The 18334-nt window shown below is 72.5% G+C and carries 18 protein-coding genes and 1 pseudogene; 9 read left to right on the top strand and 10 right to left on the bottom strand.

Annotation, left to right across the window (positions count from 1 at the left end; all coding sequences use genetic code 11):
- Positions 1-14: 14 nt before the first annotated feature.
- Both D0D28_RS22015 and D0D28_RS22010 read right to left on the bottom strand, forming a co-directional pair.
- The gene (locus D0D28_RS22015) at positions 15-1124 is read right to left on the bottom strand and encodes a C45 family autoproteolytic acyltransferase/hydolase (protein WP_240323299.1); all 1110 of its coding nucleotides are present in this window, start codon (positions 1122-1124) and stop codon (positions 15-17) included.
- 2 nt (positions 1125-1126) lie between these two features.
- On the bottom strand, positions 1127-2575 hold the full coding sequence (locus D0D28_RS22010; protein WP_116111919.1) for a PLP-dependent aminotransferase family protein: 1449 nt from the start codon (positions 2573-2575) through the stop codon (positions 1127-1129).
- 28 nt (positions 2576-2603) lie between these two features.
- On the opposite strand from D0D28_RS22010, the gene D0D28_RS22005 reads away from it, so the two are divergent.
- Positions 2604-3203 (top strand): LysE family translocator, encoded by a 600-nt coding sequence (locus D0D28_RS22005; protein ID WP_116111917.1) that lies wholly within the window; start codon positions 2604-2606, stop codon positions 3201-3203.
- A 13-nt stretch (positions 3204-3216) separates the two neighbouring features.
- On the opposite strand, the gene D0D28_RS22000 is transcribed toward D0D28_RS22005, so the two are convergent.
- The 6 genes from D0D28_RS22000 to D0D28_RS21975 all read right to left on the bottom strand — a co-directional run bounded on the left by D0D28_RS22000 (position 3217) and on the right by D0D28_RS21975 (position 7894).
- Positions 3217-3432: a hypothetical protein gene (locus D0D28_RS22000; RefSeq protein ID WP_205413329.1), complete on the bottom strand. Its 216-nt coding sequence runs from the start codon at positions 3430-3432 to the stop codon at positions 3217-3219.
- Positions 3433-3639: 207 nt separating this feature from the next.
- Positions 3640-4860, bottom strand: coding sequence for a formaldehyde dehydrogenase, glutathione-independent (gene fdhA, locus D0D28_RS21995; RefSeq protein WP_094006607.1), 1221 nt, complete (start codon positions 4858-4860; stop codon positions 3640-3642).
- 130 nt (positions 4861-4990) lie between these two features.
- Positions 4991-5275 (bottom strand): DUF202 domain-containing protein, encoded by a 285-nt coding sequence (locus tag D0D28_RS21990; RefSeq protein ID WP_094006608.1) that lies wholly within the window; start codon positions 5273-5275, stop codon positions 4991-4993.
- Positions 5276-5431: 156 nt separating this feature from the next.
- The gene (locus tag D0D28_RS21985) at positions 5432-5788 is read right to left on the bottom strand and encodes a YidH family protein (RefSeq protein WP_094006640.1); all 357 of its coding nucleotides are present in this window, start codon (positions 5786-5788) and stop codon (positions 5432-5434) included.
- Positions 5789-5859: 71 nt separating this feature from the next.
- Positions 5860-6780 (bottom strand): non-homologous end-joining DNA ligase, encoded by a 921-nt coding sequence (ligD, locus tag D0D28_RS21980; protein WP_116111914.1) that lies wholly within the window; start codon positions 6778-6780, stop codon positions 5860-5862.
- A gap of 64 nt (positions 6781-6844) precedes the next feature.
- Positions 6845-7894, bottom strand: a complete 1050-nt coding sequence (locus tag D0D28_RS21975) for a zinc-binding dehydrogenase (RefSeq protein WP_116111912.1) — start codon at positions 7892-7894, stop codon at positions 6845-6847.
- A gap of 131 nt (positions 7895-8025) precedes the next feature.
- Here D0D28_RS21975 and D0D28_RS21970 point away from each other — a divergent pair, with 131 nt between their 5' ends.
- Entirely contained in the window at positions 8026-8238 is a 213-nt protein-coding gene (locus D0D28_RS21970; protein ID WP_094006611.1) for a hypothetical protein, read from the top strand.
- Positions 8239-8655: 417 nt separating this feature from the next.
- Here D0D28_RS21970 and D0D28_RS21965 read toward each other — a convergent pair whose 3' ends face one another.
- Positions 8656-9153, bottom strand: a complete 498-nt coding sequence (locus D0D28_RS21965) for a DUF4262 domain-containing protein (protein WP_205413328.1) — start codon at positions 9151-9153, stop codon at positions 8656-8658.
- Between the two features lie 806 nt (positions 9154-9959).
- Positions 9960-10187, bottom strand: coding sequence for a hypothetical protein (locus tag D0D28_RS21960; protein ID WP_116111908.1), 228 nt, complete (start codon positions 10185-10187; stop codon positions 9960-9962).
- 87 nt (positions 10188-10274) lie between these two features.
- Here D0D28_RS21960 and D0D28_RS21955 point away from each other — a divergent pair, with 87 nt between their 5' ends.
- The 7 genes and pseudogenes from D0D28_RS21955 to D0D28_RS21925 all read left to right on the top strand — a co-directional run bounded on the left by D0D28_RS21955 (position 10275) and on the right by D0D28_RS21925 (position 18301).
- Positions 10275-11225 (top strand): helix-turn-helix domain-containing protein, encoded by a 951-nt coding sequence (locus tag D0D28_RS21955; RefSeq protein ID WP_116111905.1) that lies wholly within the window; start codon positions 10275-10277, stop codon positions 11223-11225.
- A 14-nt stretch (positions 11226-11239) separates the two neighbouring features.
- Positions 11240-12438: pseudogene (locus tag D0D28_RS21950) on the top strand (cysteine desulfurase-like protein).
- A gap of 113 nt (positions 12439-12551) precedes the next feature.
- On the top strand, positions 12552-13877 hold the full coding sequence (locus tag D0D28_RS21945; RefSeq protein WP_094006617.1) for a purine-cytosine permease family protein: 1326 nt from the start codon (positions 12552-12554) through the stop codon (positions 13875-13877).
- A 14-nt stretch (positions 13878-13891) separates the two neighbouring features.
- Positions 13892-15430 (top strand): hydantoinase/oxoprolinase N-terminal domain-containing protein, encoded by a 1539-nt coding sequence (locus D0D28_RS21940; RefSeq protein WP_116111903.1) that lies wholly within the window; start codon positions 13892-13894, stop codon positions 15428-15430.
- On the top strand, positions 15427-16503 hold the full coding sequence (locus D0D28_RS21935) for a DUF917 domain-containing protein (RefSeq protein ID WP_116111900.1): 1077 nt from the start codon (positions 15427-15429) through the stop codon (positions 16501-16503). Before D0D28_RS21940 ends, D0D28_RS21935 begins: the two co-directional genes overlap by 4 nt.
- Positions 16500-17594 carry a DUF917 domain-containing protein gene (locus D0D28_RS21930; RefSeq protein ID WP_094006620.1) on the top strand — a complete coding sequence of 365 codons (1095 nt, stop codon included), beginning with the start codon at positions 16500-16502 and terminating at the stop codon, positions 17592-17594. Before D0D28_RS21935 ends, D0D28_RS21930 begins: the two co-directional genes overlap by 4 nt.
- A complete protein-coding gene (locus D0D28_RS21925; RefSeq protein ID WP_094006621.1) occupies positions 17591-18301 on the top strand; it encodes an SDR family oxidoreductase in 711 nt (236 codons plus the stop codon). Before D0D28_RS21930 ends, D0D28_RS21925 begins: the two co-directional genes overlap by 4 nt.
- Positions 18302-18334 lie beyond the last annotated feature (33 nt).

Here is an 18334-nt window from a genome sequence, read left to right as displayed (position 1 = left end):
GCGGGCGCACCCGGTCATCGGGCGGGCGCGGCGGGCCGGACCGTGAACGTCTGCCAGCTCTCCGGCGTCACCGAGCACGGGCCGCCGGGGTGCACGTGCAGCCGTCCCGCCACGACGTCGAGCGAGATCGTCGCCAGGCTCTCCCACCGCTCGTGCGGCGGCAACGACATGTCGGGATGCGCGCACACCGCCGCACCGTCCTCGGTGTGCGCGCACAACGCCCGCGCCCGCGCCGACAGATCCGCGGCCCCGAGTTCCGCGGTGTGCGCGCGCAGCCACGAGCCGCGGGCGAAGGTCGTCGACACGTCCTCGGTCGTCCGTTCCCCGGGGGCGAGCGCGGCGTCGAGGAAGTGGTTGGCGTGCCACAGAACCCCGTCCGCCGGGTCGATCACCCCGACCCCGGCCGGGCTCAGCTCCAGGCACCGCGCCCGGTCCGCCGTCACCACCGTGATCACCGACGACACGGACAACCGCGCCGAGCGGGCCAGGTCGGTGGCTTCCTCGACGGTCGACGCCTCGTCCAGGATCCGCCGGGCCACCACGTGCACGGGCACCCCGATGTCCGCGTGGTCCGAGGCGTGCCGCAGCACGTTGAAGTGCACGCCGAGCCCGGCGGAGTTCACGCCGATCTTGCCGACCACCCCGGCCTCGGTGAACGTGCACACGCCCGGCCACGACACGACGGTCATGGCGGCGCGCAGGGTGTCGTGCCAGTCCCACGTCTGCACGGTCCGCGGCGATCCGTCCGCGAGCACCACCGACGTGGAGCACTCGCCCTCGCCGGTCACCGCGCCCGCGGCGAGGATTTCCGTGCGCCCGTTCAGCGCGCCCAGCTGCCACTCCGCCAAGCCGCTGCCCTCGGCCACGCCGCGGATCTCCGCGGCCAGCGACGGCGCCCACTCGTGCGTCGCCGCGAGTGCCGCCGCGCCCCAGGCGCGCACCTGCTCGGCCCCGATGCCGTGCGCGGCGAACAGCCGCGCGTAGGCGTCGAACGCCGCCCGGATGTCGCCGGCGCAGGCGGCGCCCAGCGCACGCGGGTCCTCGGCCGGCACGGTGTGGATCGCCCGGTGCGTCGCGAACTGTTCGAGGGCCACGTCGTTCAGCTTGACGCTGGTGATGACCACCGTCAACCACGACGGGTCGCCAGCTCCGCGATGATCCGCACCCCCTCTTCGATCTCGCTCGCTGATCTGGCGGCGTAGCCCAGCACCAGGCCCGGCTCTCCCGGGAGCTGGCGGTGCCACGACAACGGCTGCACCTTCACCCCGCGGGCCAGCGCCGCCGCCGCCAGGTCCACATCGGACACACGCGCCGCGAAGGTGATCATCAGGTGCAGGCCCGCCGCGGCGCGGTGCACGCGGGCGCCGGGGAGGTGGCGGCGCACCGCGGCGATCATCGCGTCACGGCGGTGCCGGTGGCGCCGGCGCACGACACGCAGGTGCCGCTCCAGCTCGCCCGACGTCATCAGGTGCGCCAGCACCAGCTGCGGCAGGACGGCGTTGCCCAGGTCGGCGTACCGCTTCGCGTCCACCAGATCCCGCTGGTACCGGGCGGGCACCAGCATCCACCCGATCCGCAGCGCCGGGGCGAGCAGCTTCGAGATGCTGCCGGCGTAGCAGACCCGCTCCGGCAGCATCGAGCGCAGCGCGGGCACCGGCGGGCGGTCGTAGCGGTGCTCGGCGTCGTAGTCGTCCTCGACGATCAGGCCACCCCAGCGCATGAGCTCGCGCCGCCGCTCGCCGCCGAGCACCACGCCCGTCGGGAACTGGTGCGCGGGCGTCAGCAGCACCGCGGGCGAGCGCAGGTCCGCCACCCGGATGCCGTCGTCGTCCACTGGCACCGGCGGGGTCGCCAGGCCGGCGTTGCGCAGGTGCTGCCGCGCGCCCAGCGATCCGGGGTCCTCCACCGCGACCTCGTCGATGCCGTGCGCGTGGAACACCGTCGCGACCTGGTCGAGCGCCTGCGCGACCCCGGCCACCACGACCACATCGGCCGCATCGACCCGGATGCCGCGGTTGCGGGCGAGCCAGTTCGCCACGGCCAGCCGGAACACCGGGGCGCCCCGCGGATCGCCGTACCCGAAATCGGCCGGCGGCAGGTCGCCGAGCACCACCCGTTCCGCACGCAGCCACGCCACCCGCGGGAACGCGGCCAGGTCCGGCACGCCGGGGGTGAGGTCGATGCGGGCCGGGGCGGCACGCAACCGGTCGAAGACGTCCGGCCGCGGCTCGAACACGACGTCCGCACTCGGCGCGGGCGGCGGTGCGGGCGACGCGGTGACGGGCACCGCCACCACGACAGTTCCGCCCCGGCCGCGCCCGGCGACGTGCCCGTCCTCCACGAGCCGCTGGTACGCCTCGGTGACCACACCGCGCGACACGCCCAGTTCGGCGGCCAGCGTCCGCGTCGCGGGCAGCCGGCTGCCGACCGGCAGGCGGCCGTCGGCGATCGCGTCCCGTAGGCGCGCCGACAGCCACGCCGACCGGCCGCCCGGGGGCGCGTCCCCGATGTCGAGCTGGAGGAAGTCCGATCCGGTTGTGGACCTCTCGACCGGCTCGGCTTTGGACCTGTTCACCGGACCAGTATCGCGCCAGGGTGGGGACATGTCCGTCGAGTTCCTGCTCACCGCCCTGGTCGTCGTGGCCACGCCGGGCACCGGCGCGCTCCTGACCATGAGCGCGGGCCTGGCCCACGGCACGCGGGCGAGCGCCGTCGCCGCGGTGGGCTGCACGCTGGGGATCGTCCCGCACGCGGTCGCCGCGATCACCGGTCTCGCCGCGTTGCTGCACGCCAGCGCGGTCGCGTTCCAGGTGATCAAGTACGCCGGGGTGGCCTACCTGCTCTACCTGGCGTGGTCGGCGTTGCGCGAGAAGGACCAGACGCCCGGCGCGCCGGCCCCGCGGTCGGCCCCGCGGGTGATCGTGTCCGCGGTGCTGGTGAACGTGCTGAACCCGAAGCTGACGATCTTCTTCTTCGCGTTCCTGCCGCAGTTCGTGCACGCCGGGGACCCGAACTCGCTGCTCACGATGGTCGAGCTGAGCGCGGTGTTCATGGCGCTGACGCTGGTCGTGTTCCTCGCCTACGGCGCGGGCGCCGCCGCGATGCGCGACCGCGTGCTGTCCCGGCCGCGGGTGCAGGCCTGGATGCGGCGGATCTTCGCGGGCGCGTTCGTCGCCCTCGCTGCACGGCTGGCCGCGGAGTGATGCCCCGGCCGGATCAGGGCTCCAGGCCCTTCGCGACCACCTTCCCGGCCGCAACTCCCGTCAGCCGCAGGGTTTCGGCACGCAACCGGCTGGCCGCCCGGGCGTCGAACTCCGGGCCGTGCACCGCGATCCGCCTGCCCTCGGCGAACGCGCTCAGCGGCTCGGCCGGCGGCGAATCGAGCACTCCGGCCGCGGCCGGAGCCGCCCAGCCGCGAGCAGTTCCCGTCAACCCGACAACCAGGCCGCGCCGAAAGTTGCCGCACCCGCTGGGGCGGCTTTCCCGGCAGGCGCGCCGAAGTTGCGCAGCCGCCCGGGTGCACTCCGAGCGGCCCCGGTCAACGGGCCGCGTCCAGCGCTGCCCGGCCTGTGGCTGTTCCGAGTGGCCCCCGACCAGGCCGTGCCGGAGGCCGCCTTCTGCCTCCGGCACGGCCGGCCCTCACGCCGTGGTCAGCAGGCCGTGCGGGTCGAGCACGTACTTGCGTGCCGCGCCGCGGTCGAATTCCTGGTAGCCCCTCGGGGCTTCGGCCAGTGGGATCGGTGTTGCGTTGACCGCCTTCGCAATGTGGACCCGGTCGTGCAGGATCGCCATCATCAGGCGCCGGTGGTAGCGCATCACGGGGCACTGCCCGGTGGTGAACGCGTGCGACTTGGCCCAGCCCAGGCCGATCCGGATGGACAGCGAACCGTGCCGCGCGGCTTCGTCGGCCGCGCCCGGGTCGCCCGTCACGTACAGCCCCGGGATGCCCAGCGCGCCGCCGGCCGCCGTGATGTCCATCAGCGAGTTCAGCACCGTCGCCGGGTGCTCGTCCGCCGCCTCCCTGCCGTGCCCGCGCGCCTCGAACCCGACGGCATCGACACCGCAGTCCACCTCGGGCACACCGAGGATCTCCGCGATCTGCTCCTTCGGATCGCCCTTCGACACGTCCACCGTCTCGCAGCCGAAACTGCGCGCCTGCTCCAGCCGGTCCGCGTTCAGGTCACCGACGATCACCACCGCCGCCCCGAGCAGCCGCGCCGACGCCGCCGCGGCGAGCCCGACCGGTCCGGCGCCCGCGATGTACACCGTCGACCCGACACCCACGCCCGCGGTGACGCAGCCGTGGAAGCCGGTTGGGAAGATGTCGGACAACATCGCCAGGTCGAGGATCTTCTCCATCGCCTGGTCGCGATCCGGGAACTTCAGCAGGTTCCAGTCCGCGTACGGCACCATCACGTACTCGGCCTGCCCGCCGACCCAGCCGCCCATGTCGACGTAGCCGTAAGCCGATCCGGGCCGGTCCGGGTTCACGTTCAGGCAGATCCCGGTCTTGCCCTCCTTGCAGTTGCGGCACCGCCCGCAGGCGATGTTGAACGGCACCGAGACCAGGTCACCCTCCTTGATGAACTCCACGTCCCGGCCGACCTCGACCACCTCGCCGGTGATCTCGTGGCCCAGCACCAGGCCTTCCGGCGCGGTCGTGCGGCCGCGCACCATGTGCTGGTCGCTGCCGCAAATGTTGGTCGCCACGTTCTTGAGAATGACACCGTGGTGAGTTTCGCGACCCACGTTGGCCTGGTGCACCCCGGGACCGTCCTTCATCGAGAAGGTCGGGTAGTCGATGGTGGCGACTTCGACCTTGCCAGGTCCCAGATAGGTGACTGCCTTGTTGCCCGCCATGACGCCTCCTCGTTCGCCGTTGAACGTCCAGGCTCGATGCTAGGAACACCCGCGGTGCCCGGCCTAGGGCCGGAAGACCATTCCGGTGCGCGCCGACCGGCCGGGCGCTGAACCGTCCACAGTGGAACGATCAGGGCAGCAGGACGACCTGCACCGCGGTGAGGACACCGGCCGCGGCGACGGCGATGGCCGCCGCGCCCAGGACGCGGCGGGTGCTGCCGGTGGTCGGCGGGCGCCGCACGGCGACGAACCACAGCACCACGACCGCGGCGGCGCACCCCGCGGCGGCGATCTCCAGCGGGGCGTCGCGGACCAGCCCGCTGCGCAGCAGCAGAACGGCCGCGACGGCGGCGGCGAGCGCGGTGCGCTGCCAGGCCAGTGCGGTGCGCTCGGGCTGGAGCCCCGGGTCCCTCATCGGACGGCGACCAGGACGACGACGAGACCGACAGCCACGGCCAAGGCGGTCCGTTCGGGCAGGAACCCCGGCTCCCTCATCGGACCACGACCAGGACGACAACGAGCACGACAGCCGCGGCCGGAGCGGTCCGCCCGCACCGAAATCCCACGTCCCTCATCGGACCGTCACCAACGCCACGACAAGCACGACAGCCCCGGCGAGTGCGGCGGCCCAGCCGGCGACGAACGGCAACCACGTCATCGGCAGCGGACGCTTGTTGCGCATCGCGCGCTGGACGTGGGCCCAACGGCGGTAGGCGAACGCCGCGAGCAGCGTGCCGGTGACGGCGAGCAGCGCGGCCAGGCCGGCACGCATCCCGGCGACCGAGAACTGGGGGACGAACTGCATGAGCGCCACCGCACCGGCGATGAGCGCCAGCGCGGTCCGCAGCCACGCCAGGAAGGTGCGCTCGTTGGCCAGGGTGAACCGGTAGTCGGGCTCCTCACCTTCTTCGTACCAGCGTGGGCTCATGCGGTTCACGTTACTTGTTCGTCCGGCACGATCGGTTCGCCGTTCACGGCGAAGCCCTCGGCTCGTCGCGGTCAACGCGCGCGGGGCAGCTTCACCGGGTTCTCGTGGAGGTCTTCGAGCAGGTCGCCCATCTCCTCGACCCGGTCGAGGACGTCGTCGCTGAGGAACTTCAGCTGGACCGGGCGACGGCAGGCCGCGACCTCGTCCCAGGTGACCGGGGTGGACACGGTCGGCTCCGCGCGGCCACGCAGCGAGTACGGCGCGACCGTCGTCTTGTGCGGGTTGTTCTGGCTCCAGTCGATGAACACCTTGCCCGGCCGCAGGCTCTTCGTCATCGCCGCGGTGACCTCGTCCGGGGTCTCGGCGGCGAGCTTCTTCGCGGCGGCCTTCGCGTAGGCCGAGGTGTCCTCCGGTGTCGCGGTCTTCACCGGCGCGTACAGCTGCAGGCCCTTGGAGCCGCTGGTCTTCGGGTAGAGCCGCAGCCCGTCCGCCGCCACGAGGTCCCGCAGCCGCTCCGCGACCCGGCAGCACTCGACGATCGTCGCCGGCTCGCCCGGGTCGAGGTCGAACACCAGCAGGTCGGGATTGCGGCGGGCCCCGCGCGGGCCGACGGTCCACTGCGGCACGTGCAGTTCCAGCGCGGCGAGGTTGGCCGCCCATATCAGCGTCGGGACGTCGTTGACCAGCGGATACGCGTTGACGTCCGAACTCTGCCCGCGCCCGCCGCCGGCGATCCTCGCGGTCTTCACCCAGTCGGGGGCGTGCCGCCCGGCGTCCTTTTCGTAGAACGGGTTCGACTGCACGCCGCCCGGCCAGCGGCGGAAGGTCAGCGCCCGGTTGCGCAGGTGGGGCAGGATCACCGGGGCGATGCGCGCGTAGTAGTCGATCACCTGTCCCTTGGTGAAACCCGCCTCCGGGTAGAGGACCTTGTCCAGATTGGACAACGACAGCCGGCGCCCGTCGACCTGCACCGTCACCCTGTCCTCGGCCATGCTCTCCAGCCTGCCTCAGCCCGGGGCGCCGTGCATCCCGATGCGGCCGATTCCGGCGCCGGGCTCAGGGGACCAGGACGAGGCGGACCGGGTTGCCCTCCTTCCGTTCCAGGTGCTCGACGGCGGTCGCGGCCTCGGCGAGCGGGAAGGTGCCGCTGATGGAGCGGCTCCACTCCACGCGGTGGTAGCGCGCCAGTTCGATGAGCTGCTCGACGGCGCCGGGCTGGGAGCCGTAGTGGCCGAGCAGGTGCTGGCCGCGGTAGCTGAAGCCGATGCCGTCGGTCACGGTGAGCGGTTTCGGGGTGAGGCCGACGAGCACGAGGCGTCCGCCGAGGCCCAGGCAGCTGACCGCCTGCTCGCGCACCGGCGGGACTCCGGCCATGTCGAACGCGACGTCCAGCCCGGCGCCGCCGGTGAGGGCGAGGATCTGCTCGCGCAGGGTGGGGTCGCCCGGGTCCAGCGCCAGGTCGGCGCCGAACTCCAGCGCCCGTTCCCGCGCCGCTGCCAACGGATCGACCGCGACGATCGGGGCGGCGCCGATCAGCCGGAGCAGCTGCACCGCGTGCACGCCGAGCCCGCCCGCGCCCCACACCCCGGCCGGGCGAGCCGGCTGGGCCTGCAGCGTGCCGGTGACCGCGCCCCAGGGCGTGGACACGGCATCCGGGACGATCGCCGCCTGCACGAACGGCAGGTCGTCGGGGATCGGGATGAGGGTGTGCTGGCCGGCGAGGGCGTACTCGGCCCAGCCACCGTCGTAGTCGACGCCGCGCGTGCGGACCTGCAGACAGGGGTCGCGGAAGCGGACGCAGTTCGGGCACTGGCCGCAGCGCTCCCCCGCCTCGAGCGCGACGCGCTGGCCCTCGTGCCAGCGGTCCGGCACGTCGGGCCCGATCGCGTCGATCTCGCCCGCCACCTCGTGCCCCAGCGTGACCTCCGGGGTTTCGAGGAAGAGCGGCGTGAGGGTGCCATCGATCAGGTGGACGTCGGACAGGCACACCCCGGCCGCGCGCACCTTGATCCGAACCTGGCCGGGCCCGGGGTCGGGGACCGGCACCTCCCGGACGCCGAACTTGCGCGAGCTGATCTCGAGCCGGCCGGCCAGCATCGTGGCCATGGGTGTCCTCCCGTTTTGGCGGTGGCGGTCCCCCACATGGTGGCCCAGCGGCGCGGGTCGCACACGGTCGTTCCCCTTTCGTGGCGCGATCGGTGGCAGAATCGGGGGTGACCCGTCTGGGGAGGTCGCCCATGGTGATTCTGGTGGTCATCGTCAGCCTCATCGGCCTGTTGCTGGTCGTCGCGGGAGTGCACGACCTGCGCACGCGCCGCAAGCGGCCGGTACGCCCCTGGACGACGGACGAGCTCGTCGAGCACCACCGCGACGTGCGCGCGGCGCAGGGCGTGAACTTCCGGGTGCGCGACTTCGAGTGGATGGCGGTGCGGCGCCGCAAGCCACGGTGAGGTTCCCCCTGGGTGGGCAGCCCGGCGAGGTTCCTTCCCGGTGGATAGCCCATGTGAGGGGCCCACTGGGTGGCAGCCTTGCGGGGTTTCCGCCGGGTGGGCAGCCCTCCGAGGCTCCCGTCGGGTGGGCAGCCCTGCGGGGGTCCCGTCGGATGGGCAGCCCTGCGGGGGTTCCCGCCCGGTGGACAGCCCTGCGAGGGGCCCGCTGGGTGGGCAGCCCGGAGGCGCGCCCTGCCTGTCGGGTCGTTGTCCGACGGCGTTGGGCGACGGACCTGCGTGTGGCGTCTCTCCTCTCTGTGTGAATGTGGACCGGGCGGTGCCATCGGTGGGCTCGGTCGGCTTTCGAGCACTCCGCGACCCGCGACGAAGCTCATCCTGTTCGCGTCAGCCCGTCACCGACGTCGCCGCACCGCGCAGCTAGGGCCAGGGTGGGTTGGCCAGCTGGGCTAGCGCCGCGCCCGCGCGGCGACCCAGCACTGGCTGGCGTCCGCCGGGGCCTAGCCATCCTCGGTGCCACGGCCAGCGGCCCCGTGCGTCCGCGTGGACCAGTTGCGTCGCGCGGATCTCGGGGCCGTACAGGTCCACCGCGACGGTCAAGTGCACCCACGGCACCTCCACCGCCACGGCCTCCAGCAGCAGGTTCCCCGGGCCCGGCAACCGCTCCCCCGGCTCCAGGTCCGGCTCCCCCGTGTGGAGCAGGTGCGCGGCCACGTCGTTCAACACGTCGCGCGCCTGGTGGGGCTCCATCGCTGTCACCACCAACTCCGGTATGCCCCGGCCGGTCAACCCCACCGTGTACGCCCACGGCGGGCGCGAACCGTTGCCCTCGAACGAAATCACCGCCCACCCGTGCTCACCTACTATTTCGCACAGGTGGCGCAGGTGCCCGCCCGGCCGGTCGCACTTCCCGCACATCGTCTCCCCCTCGGAGTTCGCGTCGTCGTGCGATCGACTATGCAGGGCGGCACCGACAAAAAGACAGTCCAGGCACCGGCACGTTCACTCGATCGTGGCTAATCGGGGAAACCCCGACACCCCGGCGCCACTCGCCATAGGCTTTCCGGGCGGCGCAAAACCCAGCCACCACCGGCGAGACCGGTCACCACGGGCTCTCCCAGGCGCGCGGCGCGCCGGGGCTTTGACCACCCAGCGACCACCTCGCCAAGGTGACGGAACTGCATTCCCCGTCATCCCGGAGCCTGCCCGTCCGGCGAGGACATCTCTTGATCTTTTCCCTGCGCTTCGCGCAGAGGGGCGCCTTACGGCGCCGAACGGTCACCTCGGGTGCCGGCTCGCGGATATTTTCCGCGACTGTCTCGTGCTGCCTGGGGTCAGACGGTCGTCATCGCGAAGAGTTTGATGTTCGGGGTCGGCCGACAGGGCCGTCTCCTCGCCGAAGCGTGGGGACCGCGAGAATCCGCACCGCACGGCGACCTCCGGGATCGGCAACATGCTGCCGTACAACAACCGGCATGCGTGCTCGACCCGCGTGCGCATCAGGTAGCGGGGCCGCGGGCCACCGGGTGCCGCCCGCGGCGGACGGTCACCGCACCACCGAGGTGCCGGATCACCCGGTGGGTGCCTGCCGCGTCGAAACCCGGCGTTTCGGCCTGGGCCCAGCCGGAGAGCCGGTCCCAGCCCACAGCGGGCCGGGTGGATCCACGTGCGGCGCAGGATGCCGGTCGTGTCGGCCGGGCTCAGCTCGCCAGTCCAGGTCGTCGTCAGGCGCGCAACACGTGGTGACGCGTGCGCGGAGCCGCCGCGATCTGGAACTCGAGGCGGTCGACCTCGTCGCGGTGCGCGGCCGCCGCGGCTCGGATCCGCGACGCGTCGCGGTCTTCGACGTCGAAACTGCCGGACATCCGCGGCGGCGCCTGGCGGCGGTGGTTGCGGTTGAGGCCCCACACGATCAGGGCGATGAGCAGCAGGAACATCAGCAATCCGGTCATGGCAGAAATTATTCGCCGCACGAGAACCTGCCATAAGTGGCAGAACAGACCTTGTTCGGCAAAATCCTGCCAGCTACTCTGGGAGGCATGCTTCGCACCGTCGCTTCCGTGCTGGTCGACAGCGCCGCCGTCTTCGAGTTCGGCGTCGTCTGCGAGGTGTTCGGCATCGACCGGACCGAGGAAGGCGTGCCTTCCATCGAGTTCCGCGTCTGCGGCGAACGCGCCGGCGAACCGATCCAGGCCGGGATCGGCGTCAAGCTGACGCCCGAGTACGGCCTGGACGGGCTCGACGGCGCCGACCTCGTGGCCATCCCCGCGATGCGCATCCGCGACGAATACCCGCCCGCCGTCCTGGACGCCATCCGGAAGGCCCACGCGAACGGCGCCACCCTCCTGACCGTGTGCAGCGGCGCGTTCCTGCTCGCCGCCACCGGGCTGCTCGACGGCAGGCCGTGCACCACCCACTGGAAGCACATCGAGGAGTTCAAGCAGCGCTTCCCCGAGCCGATCCTCGACCCGGACGTCCTGTTCGTCGACGACGGCGACATCATCACCAGCGCGGGCACGGCCGCCGGCATCGACGCGTGCCTGCACCTCGTCCGCCGCGAACTCGGCTCCGCGGCGGCCACCGCGATCGCGCGCCGCATGGTGGTCCCGCCGCAGCGCGACGGCGGCCAGCGCCAGTTCGTCGAGCTGCCGATGCCGGAGTCCACAGCGGACAGTCTGGAACCGGTGCTGGCGTGGATGGTCGAAAACCTCGCCGAGGAGCACACGGTTCCGGCGCTGGCCCGGCGCGCGCAGATGTCGGAGCGCACCTTCGCCCGCCGGTTCGCCGCCGAAACCGGCACCACGCCGGTCAAGTGGCTCACCACGCAACGCGTCCTGCACGCCCGCACCCTGCTGGAGACCACCCGGCTGAGCATCGAGGAGATCGCGCGCGAGTGCGGGTTCAGCACGGGCGCCCTGCTCCGGCACCACTTCCACCGCGTGGTCGGGGTGTCCCCGCACGACTACCGCCGCACGTTCGCCGCTTCCTGAGGCATGCTGGCCTCGTGGCCTATGACGTAACCGCAGTACGCAAGCACTTCCCCGCGCTCGACGAGGGCGCCGCGCACTTCGACGGCCGCGACGCCTCGCAGGTGCCGGACGTCGTCGGCGAGGCCGTCGCCGCGACCCTGTGCGCCGCGATCGCCAACCGCGGCTCGATCACCGCCGCCGAACGCCGCGCCGACGGCATCGTCGCGCAGGCGCGCCAGGCCGCCGCCGACCTGCTCGTCGAGCTGCCCGGCGGCATCGTGTTCGGGCGCAGCACACGACCCAGCTGACCTACGACTTCTCCCGCGCGCTGGCCAAGACCTGGCAACCCGGCGACGAGGTCGTGGTGACCCGGCTGGATCACGACGCGAACATCCGGCCGTGGGTGCAGGCGGCGGAGGCGCACGGGGTCACCGTGCGGTGGGCGGACTTCGACCCGGCCTCCGGTGAGCTGCCGGTCGACGCCGTCACGAACCTGCTCTCCGACCGCACCCGCCTGGTCGCGGTGACCGCGGCGTCCAACCTGCTCGGCACGCGCCCGGACATCCCGGCGATCGCCGTCGCGGTGCACGAAACCCCAGCGTTGCTCTACGTCGACGGCGTGCACCTCACGCCGCACGCGCCCGTCGACATCACGGCGCTGGGCGCGGACTTCTTCGGCTGCTCGCCGTACAAGTTCCTCGGCCCGCACCTCGGGGTGGTCGCGGCCGCGCCCGAGCTGCTGGAGACCCTGCACCCGGACAAGCTCGCGCCCTCGACCGACGCCGTGCCGGAGCGGTTCGAGCTGGGCACGCTGCCGTACGAGCTGCTGGCCGGAACCACGGCGGCGATCGACTTCCTGGCCGGCCTCGTGCCCGGCGACGGCTCCCGGCGGCAGCGCCTGCTGCGGTCGCTGACCGAGCTGGAGGAGCACGAGCGGGCCCTGCTCGACCGGCTGGACGCGGGCCTGGCGGAGATCCCCGGCGTCACCCGGTACGGCTCCCCCACCCGGCGCCGCACCCCGACGGTGCTGTTCTCCGTCGCGGGCGTGCCGTCGCAGGTGGTCTACGAGCGCCTCGGCGCGCGGGGCGTGAACGCGCCCGCGGGCAGCTTCTACGCGCTGGAATGCTCCCGTCACCTGGGGCTGGGTGACACCGGCGCGGTCCGGGCCGGCATCGCGCCCTACACCACGGCCGCCGAGGTCGACCGGCTCTTGGACGGTGTCCGGAGCCTCTGACCGGGCGAGGTGCACAGGCGTGACGGCGAGCCTGTGCACCTCGCACAGTGACCGGGACGTTCGCGCTGTTTACGGTGCTGGGAACCGCTTCTTCTCCGGATAAGGAGGTCGGCATGGCCTCGTCAGTCGGTGTCGACGACTACGCCCTCACCAGAGTCCCGGACAGCGCCCGCTACTCGTGGTGGTCGGTCGCGATCCAACGGTTCGGCCAGGTGTCCGCGCTGTCGCAGTTCCTGCTCGGCGCGACCGTCGGCTTCGGGATGAGCTTCTGGCAGGCGTTCCTCGCGTTCACCCTGGGCTCGGTGATCCTCGAACTCATCACGATCCTCGTCGGCGTGATCGGCATGCGCGAAGGGCTGTCGACGTCGATGATCGCCCGCTGGACCGGCTTCGGCCGCGGCGGGTCGGCGCTGATCGGGCTCGCGATCGGGATCAGCCTCATCGGCTGGTTCGGCATCCAGTCCGCGGTGTCGGCGCAGGGTCTCGTCTCGCTCATCGGCGGCCTGCCGGAGTGGGCGTGGGCGCTGGTGTTCGGCCTGGTCGTGACCGCGATCGTGGTGCGCGGTTTCCACTCGATGGCGTGGACGGCCTACCTGACCGTGCCGGCGTTCCTGATCCTGGTCGGCTGGTCGATCATCTCGGAGCTGTCCAGCCACGACGTCGGCGCGCTGGTGTCGTCGGCGCCGCCCGGCCCGGGGCTGAGCCTGCTGGAGGGCACCACGCTCGTCGCGGGCGGGTTCATCGTCGGCGCGGTGATCACGCCGGACATGACGCGGTTCAACCGCAGCACCGGCGACGTGGTCAAGCAGACGCTGGTCGGCATCACGCTCGGCGAGTACGTCATCGGCATGGCCGGTGTGCTGCTGGCGCACGCGGTGAAGACGGCCGAGATCACCACGATCGTGACGTCGTCGGTCGGCTGGGTCGGGCTGCTGATCGTGATCGCCGGAACCATCAAGATCAACGACTGGAACCTGTACTCGTCCGGCCTGGGCGTGGTGAACTTCATCGGCACGGTGTCCGGCCGCAAGGCCCACCGCGGCTTGATCACCGCCGTGCTCGGCGTGGTCGGCAGCGTGCTCGCGGCGGCCGGGATCCTCGGCGCGTTCTCCGACTTCCTCACGCTGCTCGGCGTCGCGTTCCCGCCGATCGCCGGGATCATGGTGGCCGAGTACTTCGTGGTGAAGAAGTGGCGCGGCGAGCTGGAAGCCGCGCGCGCCAAGGGCACCGTGCCCGAGGACGCGCCCGTGTGGGTGCCGGCCACCATCGTCGTCTGGATCGCCTCGGCGCTGATCGGCAAGTTCGTCGACTGGGGCCTGCCCAGCATCAACTCGCTGGTCGTGGCGTTCGTGCTGTACGTGATCGCCGGGAAGCTCGGCCTGGTCCGCGGTATCGGCCGCAGCCGCACCGCCGACGCCGACCCCGTCCCCGCTCTGTAGAAAGGAAAATCCCAGTGCGCATCGGCATCGACGTCGGCGGCACCAACACCGACGCGGTCCTGCTGGACGGGCGGCAGGTGCTCGCCTCGATCAAGACCAGCACCACCGAGGACGTCACCTCCGGCATCGTCGCCGCGATCAACGGCCTGCAGCAGCAGCGCGCGTTCGACCCGGCGGCGGTGCAGGCCGTGATGATCGGCACCACGCACTTCATCAACGCCCTGGTGGAGGCGCACCGGCTGGCCCCCACCGCCGCGGTGCGGCTGAGCCTGCCCGCCGGGGCGTCGCTGCCGCCGATGGTGGACTGGCCGCAGCGGCTGGTCGACGCGGTGTCCGGGCGCAGCTACCTGGTGCACGGCGGGCACGAGTTCGACGGCCGCCACATCGCCGAGCTCGACGAGTCCGAGCTGCGCAAGGCGGCCGAGGACATGGGGCAGGCCGGGGTGCGCAGCGTCGCGATCACCTCGGTGTTCTCCCCGGTCAACGCCGAGTTCGAGGCCCGCGCGGCGGAGATCATCGCCGCGCAGCTGCCGGACGTGGCGATCTCGCTGTCCCACGAGATCGGCCGGATCGGGCTGCTGGAGCGGGAGAACGCGACCGTCATCAACGCCGCGCTGCGGGAACTCGCCGCGCACATCGTGGACGGGCTCGCCGCGTCGGTGTCCGGCGCGGGCATCACCGCGCCGCTGTACCTGAGCCAGAACGACGGCACGCTGATGGACGTCGACTTCGCCCGCCGCTACCCGGTCGCCACGTTCGCCTCCGGCCCGACCAACTCGATGCGCGGCGCGGCCGTGCTGTCCGGTTTGGACACCTGCGCGGTGGTGGACGTCGGCGGCACCACCAGCGATGTCGGCGTGCTGCGGCAGGGCTTCCCGCGCGAGGCGACCACCGACGTCAGCGTCGCCGGGATCCGCACCAACTTCCGCATGCCGGACGTGCTGTCCATCGGCATCGGCGGCGGCAGCCGGGTCCGCGGCACGGCCGTGGGCCCGGACTCGGTGGGCTACGAGCTGACCTCGAAGGCCCTGGTCTTCGGCGGCGACACGCTGACCGCGACCGACCTCGCGGTGGCCGCGGGCCGCGCCGAGATCGGCGACCCGAGCCTGGTCGCGCACCTGGACCGCGACGTGGTGCGGGCCGCGCCGGACCGCATCGCCGCCGACGTGTCCGACGTCGTCGAGCGGATGCGCACCTCGGCCGAGCCGCTGCCGGTGGTCGCTGTCGGCGGTGGTTCGGTGCTGCTGCCGGACGAGCTGTCCGACGCCGGCAGGGTGCACCGGCCGGAGAACTACGCGGTCGCCAACGCGATCGGCGCGGCCATCGCGCAGATCGGCGGCGAGGTGGACCGGGTGTACGCGATCGAGCCGGGCCGCCGCGAAGCCGTGGTCGAGGAAGCCAAGCAGGAGGCCGTGGACCGCGCGATCGCCGCCGGTGCCAGCCCCGCGTCGGTCGGCATCGTGGACTTCGACGAGGTGCCCATCCCCTACCTGCCCGGCAACGCCACCCGCATCCGGGTCAAGGCGGTCGGCGACCTGCAGCTGGGAGCGTGACGATGCGCGAGATCACGATCGACCACCTCGACGACATCGCCCGCGGCGCCGCGATCCTCGGCACCGGCGGCGGTGGCGACCCCTACATCGGACGGCTGCTCGCGTCCTCGGCGGTGCGCGACCACGGACCGGTCGAGCTGGTGCCGCTGGACGAGGTCGGCGACGACGCGGTGGTCCTGCCGGTCGCGATGATGGGCGCGCCGACGGTGATGGTCGAGAAGCTGCCCTCCGCCGAGCAGGTCGGGGTGGCCGCCCGCACCCTGGCGACCTACCTGGGCAAGGAGCTGACGCACATCGCGTGCGCCGAGGCCGGCGGGGTCAACTCGCTGATCCCGGTGGTCGCGGCGGCGCAGCTGGGCCTGCCGCTGGTGGACGCGGACGGCATGGGCCGCGCGTTCCCCGAGCTGCAGATGGTGCTGCCCACGCTGTACGGCATCCGCGCGACCCCGATGTCGATCGCCGACGAGAAGGGCAACCGCGGCGTGCTGGACACGGTGGACAACCACTGGGCGGAGCGGCTGGCGCGGTCGGCGACGATCGACATGGGCTGCTCGGCGATGATCAGCAACTACGCGATGTCCGGCGCGCAGGCCCGCGAATCGCTGGTGCCCGGCACGCTCAGCCTGTGCGCCGAGCTGGGTGCCGCGGTGCGGCAGGCGCGAGCCGAGCACGCCGATCCCGTCGCCCGCGTGGTCGAGCGGCTGGGCGGCCGGAAGCTGTTCAGCGGCAAGGTCGTCGACGTCGCCCGGCGCACCGTCACCGGGTTCGCCCGCGGCGAGGCGCGACTGTCCGGAATGGACGGTGACGCGGGCAGCGAGATGGTGCTGAAGTTCCAGAACGAGCACCTGGTCGCCGAGCGGGACGGGGTCGCGCAGGCGTCGGTGCCGGACCTGATCTGCTGCCTGGGCTCCGAGTCCGGCGAGGCGGTGACCACCGAGGGCCTGCGGTACGGCCAGCGGGTCACCGTGATCGCCGCGCCTGCCGACCCGCGCTGGCACACGCCGGGCGGCATCGAGCTGGCCGGGCCGCGGTACTTCGGCTACGACATCGACCCGGTCGGGGTGCCCGCGTGAGCTGGACACTGACCGAGGAGCACCTGGAAGACCTCGCCCGCGGCGCGGCCGTGCTCGGCACCGGCGGCGGCGGTGACCCGTACGTGGGACGGCTGCTGGTGCGGCAGGCGATCCGCGAGCACGGGCCGATCACGATCCTCGACCCGTCCGAGGTCGGCGACCACGAGCTGGTGGTGCCGACCGCGCAGATGGGCGCCCCGACCGTGCTGCACGAAAAGCTGCCCAACGGTGCGGAGCCGGTGCTCGCGCTGCGCACGCTGGAGAAGCACCTGGGCAAGCGGGCGAGCGCCACGATGCCGATCGAGTGCGGCGGGATCAACTCGATGATCCCGCTGGTGGTCGGCGCGCGGCTGGGGCTGCCGGTGGTCGACGCGGACGGGATGGGCCGCGCGTTCCCCGAGCTGCAGATGGAGACCTTCGGCGTCTACGGCGTGCCCGGCTCGCCGATGGCGATCGGCGGGGAGCGGGGCGAGACCACGGTCATCGACACCGGGGCCGACAACAAGCGGATGGAGTGGCTCGCGCGCGGCGTCACGATCCGGCTGGGCGGGGTCGCGCACATCGCCGAGTACGCGATGAGCGGCGCGGAGGTCAAGCGCACCGCGGTGCCGCGCACGCTGTCGCTCGCGTTGACGGTGGGCCGCACGATCCGCGAGGCGCGGGAACGCAACCTCGACCCGGTCGCTGAGCTGTCCGAGGCCCTGCGCGAGACGCTGTACCGGAACCTGCGGGTGATCTTCCGCGGCAAGGTGTCCGATGTGGAACGCCGGACCGAAGCCGGTTTCGCGCGCGGGCGGGCGCAGGCGGTGTCGTTCGACGGCGCGCACAAGCTGGAGCTGCTGTTCCAGAACGAGAACCTGCTGGCCCTGGTCGACGGCGAGGTGCGGTGCCTGGTGCCGGACCTGGTCTGCGTGCTGGAGTCCGAGTCGGCCGAGCCGATCACGACCGAGACGCTGCGCTACGGCCAGCGGGTCGTGGTGGTCGGCATCTCGACCCCGGACCTGATGCGCACGCCGGAGGCGCTGGCCACCTTCGGCCCGGCCGCGTTCGGGTTGTCCCACGAGTTCACACCGGTGGAGGAGCTGCTGTGAGTCTGGCGGATCGGGTCGTGGTGATCATCGGCGGCGGTTCCGGTATCGGGTTCGAGGTGGCGCGGCGGGCCGCGGACGCCGGGGCGCAGGTGTTCCTCGGCGGCCGCACCGCGGCGACGCTGGAAGCCGCGGCGGAGAAGATCGGCGCGCAGTGGCACGTCGTGGACAACACGGACCAGGACTCGCTGGCCGAGTTCTTCGGCGCGGTGCCGCGGGTGGATCACCTGTTCACCCCCGGCGCCTCCTACACGACCGGGCCGATGCGGGAGCTGAGCGACGAAGACGCGGCGAGCCCGTTCGTGACGAAGTTCTGGGGCCAGTACCACGCGGTCAAGCACGCGGCGCCGAAGCTGTCCCGGGACGGCTCGGTGGTGCTGATGTCCGGCGCGGCGAGCGTGCGCCCGCCGGGCCCCGCGCCCGCGTACGTGGCGTGCAACGCCGCGATCGAGGGGCTCGGCCGCGGGCTCGCGGTGGAGCTGGCGCCGGTGCGGGTCAACGTGGTCGCGCCGGGCACGATCGACGGGAACCTGTGGTCGCAGCGCCCCGCCGACGTCCGCGAGGCGAGCTTCGCGCAGTACCGCGCGGACACGGTGCTGCACCGGGTCGGCAACGAGCCCGAAGTGGCCGAGGCGGTGCTCTACCTGTTCGGCGCCACCTTCACGACGGGCTCCACGCTCTACCCGGACGGCGGCTACTCGTTCCGGTAGGGCCATTGGTCGGGTGATTTCCGGCCGCCGGTG

The sequence above is a fragment of the Amycolatopsis ruanii genome (genome assembly GCF_003385175.1).
Classification (GTDB): domain Bacteria; phylum Actinomycetota; class Actinomycetes; order Mycobacteriales; family Pseudonocardiaceae; genus Amycolatopsis_E; species Amycolatopsis_E thermalba.
The sequence above is the reverse complement of the archived record's forward strand: the minus strand, read 5'-3'. Positions and strand labels throughout refer to the sequence as shown.